Genomic DNA, 14,240 nt, shown 5'->3' with positions numbered 1-14,240 from the left:
CTAATATATTCAGACCCAAAAAGCTTCAACAATTTTCAAAAAAAGGTGCTGTATTGCCTATTTTTATTGATGTTTCATTAAAAGAACATAATTCATATTTTAAAAGCATTTCTACTGTTTTTAATCCGTGATTCCACAAAATTAAAACTTATTTTCAGGTTTGAATAATAAAAAATAGCAAAAAATAATACTTTATTTTACTCTAATATACGCAAAACAACAAAAAAAACTAGGAATGCAAATAAAAACTTACATTCCTAGTTTTTTAGTCTGTTTGACTATCAACTTGGATTCTCACCGGGCATCCAAAGCTAATTCGGATTTCCACTCTACCTTGCTACAATAATTTTTTGCATCAAATTGGAAATCGTTCGTTCATGAAAATGTGTCATACGGACACTTTCCCCAGCTTCTGTACACCAAATTTTATTTTCGTAAAAGCCAACGTTTTCCCGTTTGCCGTCCATTAGTTCTTTAGCATATTCCAAAACAAGTTGGATAGCCTCACGAGTTGGTTCATCACTTTTGAAGTAACCGGGATAACTACGCAAATATTCATGAAGATCACTATTTTTTGAAGCTTTCCAGTCTTCGATAAAATCTTCTAATGCGGTAACGACATTGCCTGTCTGAATATCCCATAATGATATATCTGTTTGATTGTCCATACGCTTCCCCTCCAATGGGTGAATCCCTTTTCAAGTTATTATAAAACAATTTCCTTTTAAACGGCTGAGATATGTGCGAATTTTTTATTAAAATTGATCAAAAATCAAACCCAATTTTAAAAGTAAACTTCAAAAAAAATGAAGTTTACTTTTAATCGAATGTAGTTATAGCTTCTTATTCCCTTTTCAATCGGGTATAATAGAGCTAATTGATTAATTTTTAAGGATGATTCTTATGCTAAACTTTCTAATAGATAAAATTACAAAACGTTCCAAAGCAAATAAGCGGACTGGGGTCGGGATTTTAGCTGGCTTGTTAGGCCTGTTCTCTAATTTGGCCTTATTTATCGCCAAATTTTTCATTGGCTCGCTATCCGGCAGTGTTTCTATCATGGCCGATGCTATCAATAATTTATCGGATACGGCCTCCTCGGTAATCACATTGGCTGGTTTCAAAATCGCGGGCAAACCCGCGGACGAAGGGCATCCCTATGGTCACGAACGCTTTGAATATATCAGTGGTTTTGTTATTTCTATCCTAGTGACTTATGTAGGTGTGCGCTTTTTAGACAGTTCTTTTGTCAAAATCATTCACCCTAGCAGCGTCTTACTTTCACCGATCGTCTATATCGTGCTGGTACTTTCGATTTCACTGAAATTCTGGCAAGGCTTTATGTATCGCAAATTGAGCCGTGAAATTGATTCAGACACTTTAAGGGCTACTGCTCAAGATAGCATCAATGATGTCTACACGACCATTGCCGTTTTGATTTCTGCTATCATTGAATGGCTTAGCGGTTGGCGGATCGATGGCTACATCGGTTTTTTGATCGCGCTATACATTATCTATTCTGGCATAAAAATGTTATTAGGCTTCATTAATGATTTAATGGGGGTACGACCTCCGGAAGCCGAGGTCTTAGCAATTCGCAAGCATCTCGATAATTATCCAAATATTATTGGTTATCACGATTTACTGATTCACAGCTATGGTCCTAATAGTGTTTTTGCCTCCGTACACATTGAAGTCAATCAAGATTGGAGTTTGTCTCATGCCCATGAAGTAATCGATGCTATCGAATACGAGGTAAAAGAGGATGTCGGAGTCGATCTAGTTTGTCATTTAGACCCCTATCCGATTAATGACCCCGATTTCAAACGAATCGCCCCAGAGCTGAAAAAAACCTTGAAAGATATCCATCCACATTTACGCTTTCATGATTTGCGGGTAGATAAAACGACGACACCTGAGACGATTTATTTCGATTTAGTGGTACCTGAGGAATTAAAGAAGACTGAGAATTCTCACTTACAAGACATCATCAGTCAGCATTTTATTGCTCAAAACGAACCGGCAAAACTAAATATCACCTTTGATCGAACCTATTTACTGTGATAAAAAAACCGCTTTGGCTTACTAAGCCAAAGCGGTTTTTTTCTGTTTAAAATGCACGATAAACGTATTGATTTTTCGGTGCAGTCACGGTCTGAGCTTTAGTAACATTCACTGCAGGAATCTGGCGTTGGAAAGGTTCGAAAAAGTCCAACGTAATCGTTCCTTCAACGTGCAGCCATTCGTTGTTTTTAACAGTCAGATTTTCCGGCAGCTTCGTCATGAGACCAAATACTCCAGAATCCGCGACGCAATGAATAATCCCAAAGCGGAACATAAAATCATATTTTTGCTGGTCCTTTTGGGTCTCATAGATAAATCCATTAAAGGAGATGTTCTTGCCCACAAAGGAATTAGGATAATTATAGATCAGTTCCATCACTTCTAAATAGTTCTCATCGGTGACTTCCAGTTTTTGATCCGTCTCATATTTTTTCATCAGCTTGGTCATTTGATCATTGTAATCACTTTTGTTGTAATAAATGCTGGTATCAGGTTTTAAATATTGGGTATTCATCTCTGGATCACCCACGGACTCCTTGCTAACTGGAAAACTAAAGCCCTTTGCCTCAACGATCGTTGTATCCAAATTAATAGTAGGAAATAACAGACCCACTACCAAAGGAATGACCAACAGCAAATAAGCGATCCCGCGTTGATACGGTTTATTCAGTCCATGATCGTGATCATGATGAGAATGTTCTGCTTGCTTATCACTACCCGCCCAAATTTTTAATTGGACTAACGCTAAAATCAGCGATAGGCCCATTGTTAGAAAAACGAGATAGCGATAATGGACATTAATATATTGATCCAATCTGCCAGAAACCTGCAGATACATCATCAATTCGAAATAACCTGATAAAATCAAGAAACGAATCATTGGTCTCCTCCATTTTTATGTATTCTCTCTTATTCGATTCGCTAAATCACTAACGCGTAGACCGTAACGATCACGCTGATCAAAGCGATTAGCTGAACAATAAATTTCCCGTGAAAGCTGCGTTTCATCATCATTAGATTTTTGATATCCACCATTGGACCAAAAACTAAAAAGGCCACGATCGCATTGGTACCAAAAAGACTCAATAAAGATGAACCGACAAAAGCATCGGCCTCGGAACAAAGCGACATTGTAAAGGCCAAAACTAGCATCACTAAAACGCCGACAATTTTTGAAGAAGTTAGTTGCAACATGAATTGCGTAGGTAAATAAACTTGCATGCTGCTGGCGATCAAAGCACCAATAATCAAATAGCGGCCGGTATCAAAGAATTCATCGATCCCATGAACCAAGACTGACCAAATATTTTGGCTGAAAGAATGCTTACGTGTTTCTCCGTGTTCATGGTGCTCCTCTGTGTGAGGTTGTAAATCAGCTTTTAAAATCGGTGAGTGATTGATATACGCGATCCATGAGCCAATGATTAAGGCCACGATAAAGCTGCCTAGCGCTCGTAAAAAAGCAAACTTCCAGCTATTACCAAAGGCGATAAAAGTCGAAAATAAGACAATTGGGTTAATAATCGGCGCAGTCACCATGAAGGCAAAGGCCGTATGTTCCGGCACACCTTTTTTAATGAATTGAGTGATGATTGGCACGATTCCACATTCACAAGAAGGAAAGAAAAATCCTAAAAATGAACCTACGAGAATCGCCAGTAATTTATTTTTAGGCAAAATCTTTTGAACCCGTTCAGGCGTTAAAAAAACCTGTAAAGCGCCAGAAATGATACAACCCAATAAAACAAAGGGAATCGCCTCGATTACGATTGAAAGAAAGATCGTACTCATTTGTAAAACGGAATGGGGCAGAAAATTAAACATAAAGTTCCTCCAGAATTTTCACTGTTCTAAGATATACGCTTTTTTAGCCAAAGACACAAGAAAATTTTGATTCACAAACTTTTTTTTAGATATTTTTTAGATTTGAGACGGATCCGAGCACAAAAAAAGCCCGCTACTCAAAGTAGCGGGACTCATTTTTTTACTTCACTGCGTCTTTTAATTGTTTACCGGCTTTGAATGCTGGTGATTTGCTTGCTGCGATAGTGATTTCTTCACCTGTTTGAGGGTTGCGGCCTTTACGTGCAGCACGTTCCCGCACTTCAAAGTTACCAAAGCCAATGACTTGAACTTTTTCTCCAGCTTTCAATGATGATTGAATTCCTTCAAATAAAGCATCTACGGCAGATGTTGCATCTTTTTTTGTAAGACCTGTCTTTTCCGCTACTTGTTCAACTAAACTTTGTTTATTAATCATAATGTATAGCCTCCACTGTCTTTTTAATTGATTCCAAACATAATTCTATTCGTTATTGCTGAGAAAGGCAACCGTTAACTCTCTTTTTCCTATTTTTTTCCGCCGGATTCTTTTTTTATTTTTTTAGAATTAAAAAATAAAAAATAAATTCGAAGTTTTTTTTAATTATTTGCGTTTATCCTTATAAAATTAGTATCCTAATTTATAATAATTCTTATTGGGAATTAGTTAAATAACAAAAATAAGCTTAATATAAGTTAATCTAACTTGTTTCCCCTCTTTTTTGCCATTATATTAAATAAAAAATTATTCGAGGGGTTATATATATGAATTTAAGAGGGTTAATGAAACAAGAAACGACGAGACGTTTATGTCTAATCGAACAATTATATTATGCCAAAGATTTGCTTTCTTCCGAACAATTAATGGAGGTACTAAACTGCTCACTACCTGCATTGATTAGTGATATTCGTTTTTTAAATGAAGAAACCTTACCGATCAAAATAAAGAAAAAGAAAGGGCTCTATTCAATTGAGTTCGATCAATTCGCAACGATCGACATTGTTTATGCCTATATTTTGCGGACTAGTCTAGAGTTTCAAGTGATTGAGTGCCTGTTTTTTGAGAAAAGTCGGGGGATTCAAATAGCAGCGGATCATTTAAATTGTAGTTTTTCTAACATGCAGCGTTATTTGAAAAACATCAAGCATAAGCTAGCTACTTGGGATATCTCTGTCCATCATCGCCCACTGCGAGTCGCTGGAGATGAAGCGATCTTACGACAATTCTATTATCTTTTTTTTAGAGAAGCTCGAATGGCCTTTGTTGATTATGGTTTCTCAAAGGAATTACTAAATTCAGTCGATTACTTGCTACGGCAACTCTTAAAAGAAAATCAAATCGATAATAATATGAATGTCCATTTTCAACTGATGCACAGCTTTTTGATTGGCTTACAGCGTTTAAAAAATGGTCATTCCATGAAAAAACTGTCCAATGAAAGTGGTTTGAAGCTCCCTGCTTTCGATCAGCTAGAGCGTTTAACCAAGCTGATCAAACGTGAGACTGGGATTGATTTTACTGAGAGCTCATTGAAGGAATGCTTGTGGCCGCTGTTTTCCCATCAATTGATCTTAAATCGTCAGCAGCAATTATTCGCGATCCAAAAAAATACTCGACTGGCGAATTTTTATGAATCTCATCATTTATTATTGAATCGTATTAGCGAACTACTAGACACGCCGCTTTCACAAGCTGAGATCGTTGAAAACCTGCGACTATTAGGCAACAGTCTGTTTTGCTATCAGCCTAATAAACGATCAGTCGAGATTTTACAGGAAACGCAAGCTACTATGCTGAAATTGATCGATAAAAAATATAGCCGTGAGTTGAGAAAAATCAGAACGGTCGTAGAGGATTTTTTACCAAGCCAGCAGCACAACTCCTTCACCGAGTTGTATATCAGCTTATTGGTTACTTCAATCAGTCACCTGCTGCAGCGCTTAGTAGCGGCGGATCAACCAATCAAGGTCTTGTTGCTCTCTGATACCTCCACCACCCACGAACGTTTCTGGCACTCGATTTTCCCGGCCTTTATTAAAGGCGCCGTGAACTACGATTATTTTAGCAGTCCGTTTATTCAACAGGAACAGTTGACTAATTTAACTAAAAGATATGATTTGATCGTAACCAATGTCACGATGACTGAACTTAAATCCGCGTGCCCATTGATTGCCATCAACGCCTATCCAACCGCTCAAGATTTTGAACGTATTCAGCAATTTGTGAATTGTTTCGAACCACTTCCATTACGAAAGGAATATTATAATGAACTTACGCCGACTTCTTAAACGAGATAGCCAGCGCCAATTAAATTTAATTGAAACCCTGTATTATTCCAAGCATCCGTGTTCCAGCGAGGAATTGTCCACCATCGCAGACTGCACCACACCTGCTTTATTAAATGACATTCGAACAATCAATACCCAAAGCAACTATTACAAAGTCGTGCGAGAAAACAGCCTGTATCGGCTAGAGCTGAAAGACAACGCCACCATCGATGTGCTTTTCTCCACTTTGCTAAATCATTCGATGGCTTTTAAAATTCTGGAAGCCATCTTCTTTGAGGAATGTTCCACCTTATTAGAGTTGTCCCAAAAATTATTTTGCAGCTTGACCACAGTCCAATCGGCCATGAAAGATCTGCAAGATGCTCTGGCACACTGGAAATTGACGATTCAGCGGCGGCCTTTTCGTTTGACCGGTGATGAGATCGCGATCCGCCATCTATTCTTTCTCTATTTTTCAGAGAAGAAAGTCATGCGGGAAAATACGCGCTTCAGTTCGGAATTCTTCCGATACGGTGACGAGATCGTTCGCTCCATGATCAATGAAAATGAATTATCGGTGTCTTTTGCCCAATACAACCGGCTAAGTCTTACCTTTTTTATCAGTCTCGTACGGATCTCTAACAACCATCGTTTTTCCTCCCGTACATTAAAATCGGAGAGCATTCTGCCACCAAAGCAAGCGATGATGAGTCGTTTTGGTCCGCACTTGCGGAAAGAGCTGCATATTCTCTACTCAGAAGATGTTATGAAAGATAGCTTTTGGTTGTTGTATTCGGATCTCTTTTTGCTAGGCGACAGACAAAAGAAAAAAGCCTTGGAAACAAATTATTCCTTGGCTTATCATTATGAAACGCATTATGAACTAGCGGAAAAACTCAGCACGATGCTCGTCGATCCTTTGACCGAAAAACAAAAAGATCAATTAACCACAATTTTGATCAATCAGCATTTGTTCCATGCCAAGACAAAAGAATTTATCAGTGTTCTACAAGACCGAAAAAAGGATTGCTTACATTTGCTAGAGACTTTTCATGCTCATTGTGTGCATCAGTTGCGGGAACTAGTGCTTGGATTCACCGAAGATTATCAGCTTTTCGCGACGGCGGAATTCATCGATAATTACATTTATCAAATCATCGCAACGGTTCCCAGCTGTCTGAATAATATGCAGCAATCTAGTCAGCCCGTTACCTTGCTAGTCGTCTCGACAGACTCTAGTATGCAAGAGAGCCTGTTGTCTGAACTGCTACGCTTTTCAATCAGAGGCAATTACACGATCCAACATATCAATTTCAACAGCCTCCAAAACAAAAGCTATTTAGAAATCTTTGAAGAATATGATATCGTCATTAGCACCTCCACCTTTGATGTGCAAAGCTGCCGAACGCCGATCATCGCAGTAGAACTGTGTCCCAGCATCCATTCTTTAAACAAGATCCAATCGTTGGTAGATAAGGTCCATCGTAAAAATTTCTCTTCAGAAAAGCGCGAAGCTATTTCCGTTTGAGAAAAGTATTCCTTTATATGAAACAGGCCGAGGCATTAGGTTCTCGGCTTGTTTTCTTTTAGCCGTATGACTTCCTTTTCCATTGAAGCTTTTTCTAACGTCAAACTGTCGATCATCTTTTGGTATTTTTCCGGCCCATTTTTCTTACGAATCAGATTTAGTTGAACTGCGGAAAAGAAAATCATGAATAATGACAAAATAACTATCACAGCAAAAACCAATCCTGGTGTGATGCGAAAGAATACATACAGCAAAATAATGAGCCCAATTAGAATCTCAGCGATACTTAGTTTCGCACGCCGTCCTCCGCCAAAGAGAATTCGTTTTAAAACTGATCCATGTAGCAATTCTTCATAACGCGTCAAACGTGCTTCTAAAAAGCTGATTTGTTCTTTTAATATATCAATCCGTTGATTTTCCGGCATAATACAATCTCCCTTAAGTTTCTTTCTTTATTATTACCAGTAATTGGTTTTTTCGCAATAAATTCAGCAATCAAATAATAAATTTAAAATTATCACAAACTTTCAACCAATCAATTCTGACTGATTCTTCGAAAAAAACTAAGATGAGAAAATGAAAAGGGTTTCATTTGCTTACTTGTAGTAAAATGAATCGTATTTTTCACAAAATTTTATTTGATATTGTTTGAAACTCCTGTACAATTAGTTTGTAAGCGGTTGCGCTTATCTATGATTTGTTAGAAGGAGTGTGTGTCGAATGATTATTGGAATTCCAAAAGAAATTAAGAACAACGAAAATCGTGTTGCCCTTCCCCCTTCAGGTGTTTTTGATCTGAGTAAACATGGTCATAAAGTCCTCGTTGAGAAAAATGCTGGCGCAGGATCAGCCATCTCCGATGATGAATATCGTGAAGCCGGAGCCACTATCGTTGATGATGCAGCGACAGCTTGGTCTGCTGATATGGTCATGAAAGTGAAGGAACCCCTTCCCGAAGAATATCAGTACTTCCGCAAAGATTTGCTATTATTTACTTATTTGCATTTAGCTGCGAACAAACCATTGACCGAAGCTTTACTCGAAAGCGGCGTCAATGCCATCGCTTATGAAAATGTCCAACCTGCTGACAATACGCTGCCTTTGTTAGCTCCGATGAGTGAGATTGCTGGCCGTATGGCGGCTCAAATCGGTGCCAACTATTTAGAACGGATCAATGGCGGTAAAGGAATCTTGTTATCTGGCGTGCCTGGTGTTCGCCGCGGCAATGTCGTCGTTATCGGCGGCGGCGTGGTAGGACTGAACGCTGCGAAAATCGCAGTCGGTCTTGGAGCCAACGTGACGATCTTAGATGTCAGTGTCCCACGCTTGAAAGAATTAGATATCATTTTCGGCAACGACGTACAAACGTTGATGTCAAACAGCTTCAACATTCAAGAAGCATTGAAAACTGCTGACTTAGTGATTGGAGCGGTCTTGATTCCTGGTCACAAAGCACCAACCTTAGTCACTAAGGAAATGGTTGCCAATATTCCAGATCATTCCGTAGTAGTAGACGTTGCCATTGACCAAGGCGGGATCTTTGAAACAGAGGACCGCGTAACAACTCATGACGCACCGACTTATGTCAAAGAAGGTGTTGTCCACTATGCCGTTGCAAACATGCCAGGGGCTGTCCCACAAACCGCGACTCATGCTCTAAGCAACAGTACGATGGCCTATGCGAATCTGCTAGCCAACAACTCGTTAGAAGACTTGCTGAAGAGCAATCTAGCCTTGCATCGCGGGGTCAACACCTACAAAGGAAAACTAACCATCGAAGCAGTAGCCAAAGATTTGAACTTAGACTACACATCCATCGATGAATTGTTAGACGAAGAACTACTAATGAATTCGTAAGCTTGTAAGAACCGTCAGCACAATGCTGGCGGTTTTTTTGTTATACTTACAAAAAAGTTATCTATTGGAGGTTCGTCATGTCCTTTTCAACTTATCCTTATCAACGTCCTGAACTGGAACAATACGAAAAAGCGTTTCGGCAAGCCTTGCAACTGTTTGCTACGGCTTCTAATTATTCTGAGGCTAAAAAAGCCTTGAACCAGCTGAACCAATTACGCAGTGAGATTGCAACTAATGCTAAGCTGGCCTATATTCGTCATTCAATCAATACCAATGACTCTTTTTATCGTGCTGAAAATGATTTTTGGGATCATCACCAGCCCTTAATCGATCAACTCCACAACGAGTTTTATGAAAAATTATTAGACTCGGCTTTTGAAGTGGAACTAAAACAAGAATTTCCCGAGACTCTTTTTCTCTATGCCGAAGATCAGCTACGGCTGTTGAATGACGCGGTGGTTTCCTTGAAACAGCAAGAAAACGAAACCATTAGTCAATACACCCAGCTCATTGCTTCTGCTCAACTAGAATTTCAAGGCCAGACATTGACCTTGTCAGAATTAGCGGCTTTTTTCACCGCTACTGAACGCTCTGTCCGCAAAGCCTCTCATAAAGTCTACGAGGCCTTTTTTGTCGCCCATGAAAAAGAATTCGATGCTATTTTTGATCGACTAGTTCAGTTACGCCATCAACAAGCCCAACAATTAGATTTTGAAAACTACGTGGAATATGGCGACCGCTTAATGAATCGCTGGAGCTATGATCGCAAGCAACTACAGTCCTTCCGTCAATTTATTATTGAGGTTGTCGTTCCCATCAATCAAAAATTGTATCAACGACAAAAAGATCGCTTGCAGCTAAAAGATTTTTATCACTATGATCTGCCATTAGTGTTCCCTACTGGAAATGCCCAGCCTAAGGGAGACGACTTAGTTCAAAAGGCCCAGCAAATGTATCATGAATTATCACCTGAAACGGGAGACTTTTTCGAGCAAATGATCGATCAAGAACTGTTGGACCTCAGCAGTCGTCCTGGTAAACAAAGTGGCGGTTATTGTGAATTTATTGACGGTCTGCAGATGCCCTTCATCTTTGCAAATTTCAACGGTACTTCCGATGATGTTGATGTCTTGACCCATGAGACCGGTCACGCCTTTCAAAGTTATCTATCCCGCTGGATCGTAGAAACGGAACTCGTTTTTCCTACTTCTGATACGGCGGAGATCCACTCCATGAGTATGGAATTTTTAACTTGGCCGTGGATGGAAAAATTTTTCCCTCACGAACGTGTAAAATATCAATTCGCACATTTAAGCGGTGCATTGCAGTTACTGCCTTATGGCGCCTTAGTGGATCATTTCCAAGAAGAAGTCTATCTTCATCCAAGCTGGACACCGGAGGAACGCAAGCAGTGCTGGCGGAAATTAGAACAAAGCTATTGCCCAGAGCGTAACTATCAAGAATCTGACGCTTTGGCGCGCGGGCTTTATTGGTATCGTCAAGGACATATTTTTGAAGTCCCCTTCTATTATATCGATTATACGCTGGCACAAGTCTGCGCCCTGCAATTTTGGCAACGACGGATCGTCACGGAAGACCCCACTGTTTGGGAAGATTACCTCGCCATTTGTCGCATCGGCGGAACGAAGACTTTTTTAGAGACCGTAAGCTACGGCCATCTTGCTTCGCCTTTTGACTACGACAAAATGACGGAACTACTAAACATCGCAAGTGACTATTTGGCCGATATTTCAGAAGTTGAATTAAAATAAGCTAAAGTAAAAAACATCGGTGCCCGGCCGATGTTTTTTTACTTTAGCAAGACTCCAAGAATCGCGAGTAGCCTCTGTCACTCCCTTCACTTATAGTTGTCTCAACAACGTCTTAACCTTGAAAAATACCTTTATTTAGGTACCACCATCAAGCGGTCGGAACCCATGGAGTGAAGCGCAATCGGTCGAAAATAAAATGCGTTTAAGACCGATTCGGTCAGTAATTCTTCTCGTTTGCCCTGTTTGAAAATCTTGCCATCGCGAATCATCAAGACTTGATTCAAAAGTGGCAAAATTTCTTCGGTGTGATGAGTGACATAAAGTAAACTTGGCGCGTCTGCAGCTTGCTTCAATTTTTCGATTCGTCGCAACAAATCTTCACGAGCAAATAGATCCAGACCGTTGCAAGGTTCATCCAAAATCAATAGTTCCGGTTTTCCCATTAATGCTCGGGCGATCAGGACCAACTGTTTCTCCCCTTGGGACAAAATTTGATAGACCTTGCCGATTAGTTTTTCACCCCCTAATGAAGCCAACAGGTCTTTCGCTTCCTGTACATCTTCTTGAGAAAAATGCTGATAGATGCCAATACTAGCGAATTTTCCCGACAGCACGATCAGCTCCGCTAGTTCCTCCCGATGAATCCGTTCCTGCAAAGATTGACTGACCCAGCCGATTCGCTTCGTTAAATCAGGAATCGAAGTGCGACCAAAAACTTCGCCTAAAACGGTCAGTCGGCCCGTTGTCGGCCATAGGTTACCCGAAATCATTTGTAGCATCAAGCTTTTTCCTGCTCCATTCAATCCAAGAATGGACCAATCTTCCCCTGCATTGATCCGCCAATTGATTGATTCTAATAAATATTTTTTTTGACGAATAAAATCAATTTGCTCAAAGGATAAAATTTCCATACGTCTACTCCCTCCCACTCCTATTTTCATCATTTTATTAGAAAAATCACAGAAAAGCTATCTTATTTTTTGAATCACCACAGCGCTTGAAATTTTCGTCGATCAAAATGAGCAAAAGCCCCCGCTTTAGACCGATTTCTTAAAGATTTTCTTACAGGATTGTAAGTCGCTGACAGAACAGGTAAAATATGGAGGACACTGTTGGAGAAAGCTGGTATATATGACAAATAATAGACAAGACAACGCCCTACCGAAAAACGAACCTCGTTCGCGAATGGCGCGTTATCATACAGAAACGGTCAAACCGACCAAAGAAAATATGGAACAACCAGAAAAACAAATGGAGGAAGTCTCTGCGCCTGTTAAAAAGCAAGCGACTGCCCAAGAAAAAATGGTCCAAAGTACCGCTTGGCTAACTGTGGGGAATATCTTCTCGCGCTTACTAGGTGCCGTATATGTGATCCCCTGGTACATGTGGATGCAGCCTCACGGAGAAGCAGCCAACTATCTTTATACCAAGGGCTACAATGTTTACGCGTTGTTTCTAATGATCTCCACCGCGGGAATTCCAGCGGCGGTAGCGAAGCAGACCGCCCGTTACAATTCCATGAATGAATATGGACTTAGTAAAAAACTTTTATTCTATACCTTGCGGCTGATGACGATTGGCGGTGTGATTTGTGCGGGCATTATGTTCGTTGGCGCCCCCTTCCTATCACAAGGAAATCCGGATCTCGTTCCGGTGATGCGTTCATTAAGCGTCGTCCTTTTGATTTTCCCTGCGATGAGTGTGATTCGCGGCTTCTTCCAAGGAAACAGCAATATGAAGCCATATGCCATTTCACAGATCATTGAGCAGATCGCTCGCGTATGTTATATGCTGGTCTCGGCTTATATCATTATGAAGATCAATAACGGCAGCTACAAAACCGCCGTCGTTCATTCCACCTTTGCGGCCTTTATTGGGGTAGCTTTCGCTATGGGTGTACTGATGTTCTCCTTATTAAAAGAACGTACCGCCTTTCGTCAGTTGGTTAAGGAAAGCAGTAATCAAATCAGCTTCTCTGGCCGCCAACTTGTAATGCAAATGATTGCGCAAGCCATTCCATTTATTATTGTCGGCAGCGGGATCAGTATTTTCAAATTAATCGATCAATACTCCTTTGAAAAAATTATGACGATCGTCACGAATTATTCTGCCGCCAAAAATGCGGATCTTTTCGCGTTGATCTCAGCCAATCCGGATAAATTGACGATGGTCGTTATTGCGTTAGGAACCGCGATGGCTACTGCTGGACTACCTTTGATCACCGAACGCTTCACGAAAAAAGATCAAGCCGGCTTGGCTAATTTAGTCACAAATAATTTTCAATTGCTATTCTTTGTGATGATGCCAGCTACCGTGGGTATGATCGTCCTAGCTTATCCTTTAAATACCTTGTTCTATCGTCCAAATCCATTGGGGGCGCAATTATTGGCCGCTTCCTGTGTTGTTGGTATCATGATGGGACTCTTCATGGTCTGCTCAACGATGCTCCAAGGATTAGACGGCAATATGCAAGCCGTTGGTTTTCTAGGAATCGGGATCGGGGTAAAAGTCGTTACCCAATTCCCGCTGATTTTCTTATTCAAAGCCTATGGCCCTTTGATCGCAACTTTTGTAGGTCTCTTAGTTGCAAATATGTTCTTATTAGATCGAATTCATGTCTTGTCTCGCTTCCCATTCCGAGCAACGATTGAATCTTTCACAAAAATCACTGGCATGTCACTAGTAATGGGTGTGGTTGCCGTGATTGCGAAGTTTGGCTGTGAATTGGTCTTGAGTCCCGATTCGAAAATCCAATCAATGATTATTATTTTGATCGTGGCAGCCTGCGGCGGTTTGGCGTATATTGTGCTGGCTTTGAAAACGCGCATGGCCGACAAATTACTCGGACCTCGTGTTGATGGTATCCGCAGAAGACTGCATATCCGTTAATTGAATGATGTTATCAGGCACACAAAATTTTGTGTGCCTAA

General features: G+C 40.3%; 12 protein-coding genes. 6 read left to right on the top strand and 6 right to left on the bottom strand.

Going from position 1 to position 14,240, the window contains the following annotated elements:
- Positions 1-329: 329 nt before the first annotated feature.
- A complete protein-coding gene (locus RV00_RS06775; protein WP_071861854.1) occupies positions 330-668 on the bottom strand; it encodes a hypothetical protein in 339 nt (112 codons plus the stop codon).
- Positions 669-903: 235 nt separating this feature from the next.
- Here RV00_RS06775 and RV00_RS06770 point away from each other — a divergent pair, with 235 nt between their 5' ends.
- A complete protein-coding gene (locus RV00_RS06770) occupies positions 904-2,064 on the top strand; it encodes a cation diffusion facilitator family transporter (protein ID WP_071861853.1) in 1,161 nt (386 codons plus the stop codon).
- 46 nt (positions 2,065-2,110) lie between these two features.
- Here the strand turns inward: RV00_RS06770 and RV00_RS06765 are convergent, their stop codons facing one another.
- The 3 genes from RV00_RS06765 to RV00_RS06755 form a co-directional block, all read right to left on the bottom strand.
- On the bottom strand, positions 2,111-2,944 hold the full coding sequence (locus RV00_RS06765; protein ID WP_071861852.1) for a TIGR03943 family putative permease subunit: 834 nt from the start codon (positions 2,942-2,944) through the stop codon (positions 2,111-2,113).
- A 41-nt stretch (positions 2,945-2,985) separates the two neighbouring features.
- Complete coding sequence (locus RV00_RS06760) at positions 2,986-3,888, bottom strand: permease (protein ID WP_071861851.1); 903 nt, start codon at positions 3,886-3,888, stop codon at positions 2,986-2,988.
- Between the two features lie 160 nt (positions 3,889-4,048).
- Positions 4,049-4,324, bottom strand: a complete 276-nt coding sequence (locus RV00_RS06755; protein ID WP_010779334.1) for an HU family DNA-binding protein — start codon at positions 4,322-4,324, stop codon at positions 4,049-4,051.
- Between the two features lie 326 nt (positions 4,325-4,650).
- Between RV00_RS06755 and RV00_RS06750 the strand changes: the two genes are divergently transcribed.
- Both RV00_RS06750 and RV00_RS06745 read left to right on the top strand, forming a co-directional pair.
- Entirely contained in the window at positions 4,651-6,174 is a 1,524-nt protein-coding gene (locus RV00_RS06750) for an AcpB/EbpR/MafR family transcriptional regulator (protein WP_071861850.1), read from the top strand.
- Positions 6,152-7,681 (top strand): AcpB/EbpR/MafR family transcriptional regulator, encoded by a 1,530-nt coding sequence (locus tag RV00_RS06745; RefSeq protein ID WP_071861849.1) that lies wholly within the window; start codon positions 6,152-6,154, stop codon positions 7,679-7,681. The genes RV00_RS06750 and RV00_RS06745 overlap by 23 nt, the downstream gene beginning before the upstream one ends.
- 35 nt (positions 7,682-7,716) lie before the next feature.
- Here RV00_RS06745 and RV00_RS06740 read toward each other — a convergent pair whose 3' ends face one another.
- A complete protein-coding gene (locus tag RV00_RS06740) occupies positions 7,717-8,106 on the bottom strand; it encodes a hypothetical protein (RefSeq protein WP_071861848.1) in 390 nt (129 codons plus the stop codon).
- A gap of 295 nt (positions 8,107-8,401) precedes the next feature.
- Between RV00_RS06740 and ald the strand changes: the two genes are divergently transcribed.
- Complete coding sequence (gene ald / locus RV00_RS06735) at positions 8,402-9,538, top strand: alanine dehydrogenase (RefSeq protein ID WP_071861847.1); 1,137 nt, start codon at positions 8,402-8,404, stop codon at positions 9,536-9,538.
- Positions 9,539-9,615: 77 nt separating this feature from the next.
- Positions 9,616-11,310 (top strand): M3 family oligoendopeptidase, encoded by a 1,695-nt coding sequence (locus RV00_RS06730; protein WP_071861846.1) that lies wholly within the window; start codon positions 9,616-9,618, stop codon positions 11,308-11,310.
- A gap of 131 nt (positions 11,311-11,441) precedes the next feature.
- Here the strand turns inward: RV00_RS06730 and RV00_RS06725 are convergent, their stop codons facing one another.
- Complete coding sequence (locus RV00_RS06725) at positions 11,442-12,221, bottom strand: ABC transporter ATP-binding protein (RefSeq protein WP_071861845.1); 780 nt, start codon at positions 12,219-12,221, stop codon at positions 11,442-11,444.
- A 340-nt stretch (positions 12,222-12,561) separates the two neighbouring features.
- Between RV00_RS06725 and RV00_RS06720 the strand changes: the two genes are divergently transcribed.
- Positions 12,562-14,199 (top strand): putative polysaccharide biosynthesis protein, encoded by a 1,638-nt coding sequence (locus RV00_RS06720; protein WP_071862145.1) that lies wholly within the window; start codon positions 12,562-12,564, stop codon positions 14,197-14,199.
- Positions 14,200-14,240 lie beyond the last annotated feature (41 nt).

The organism is Enterococcus devriesei, assembly GCF_001885905.1.
GTDB lineage: Bacteria > Bacillota > Bacilli > Lactobacillales > Enterococcaceae > Enterococcus_A > Enterococcus_A devriesei.
This window is presented reverse-complemented; position numbering and strand designations above follow the sequence as displayed.

Coding starts and splice junctions, on each gene's coding strand:
- RV00_RS06775 (WP_071861854.1), bottom strand. CDS start 668: ATGGACAATCAAACAGATATATCATTATGGGATATTCAGACAGGCAAT.
- RV00_RS06770 (WP_071861853.1), top strand. CDS start 904: ATGCTAAACTTTCTAATAGATAAAATTACAAAACGTTCCAAAGCAAAT.
- RV00_RS06765 (WP_071861852.1), bottom strand. CDS start 2,944: ATGATTCGTTTCTTGATTTTATCAGGTTATTTCGAATTGATGATGTAT.
- RV00_RS06760 (WP_071861851.1), bottom strand. CDS start 3,888: ATGTTTAATTTTCTGCCCCATTCCGTTTTACAAATGAGTACGATCTTT.
- RV00_RS06755 (WP_010779334.1), bottom strand. CDS start 4,324: ATGATTAATAAACAAAGTTTAGTTGAACAAGTAGCGGAAAAGACAGGT.
- RV00_RS06750 (WP_071861850.1), top strand. CDS start 4,651: ATGAATTTAAGAGGGTTAATGAAACAAGAAACGACGAGACGTTTATGT.
- RV00_RS06745 (WP_071861849.1), top strand. CDS start 6,152: ATGAACTTACGCCGACTTCTTAAACGAGATAGCCAGCGCCAATTAAAT.
- RV00_RS06740 (WP_071861848.1), bottom strand. CDS start 8,106: ATGCCGGAAAATCAACGGATTGATATATTAAAAGAACAAATCAGCTTT.
- ald (WP_071861847.1), top strand. CDS start 8,402: ATGATTATTGGAATTCCAAAAGAAATTAAGAACAACGAAAATCGTGTT.
- RV00_RS06730 (WP_071861846.1), top strand. CDS start 9,616: ATGTCCTTTTCAACTTATCCTTATCAACGTCCTGAACTGGAACAATAC.
- RV00_RS06725 (WP_071861845.1), bottom strand. CDS start 12,221: ATGGAAATTTTATCCTTTGAGCAAATTGATTTTATTCGTCAAAAAAAA.
- RV00_RS06720 (WP_071862145.1), top strand. CDS start 12,562: ATGGAGGAAGTCTCTGCGCCTGTTAAAAAGCAAGCGACTGCCCAAGAA.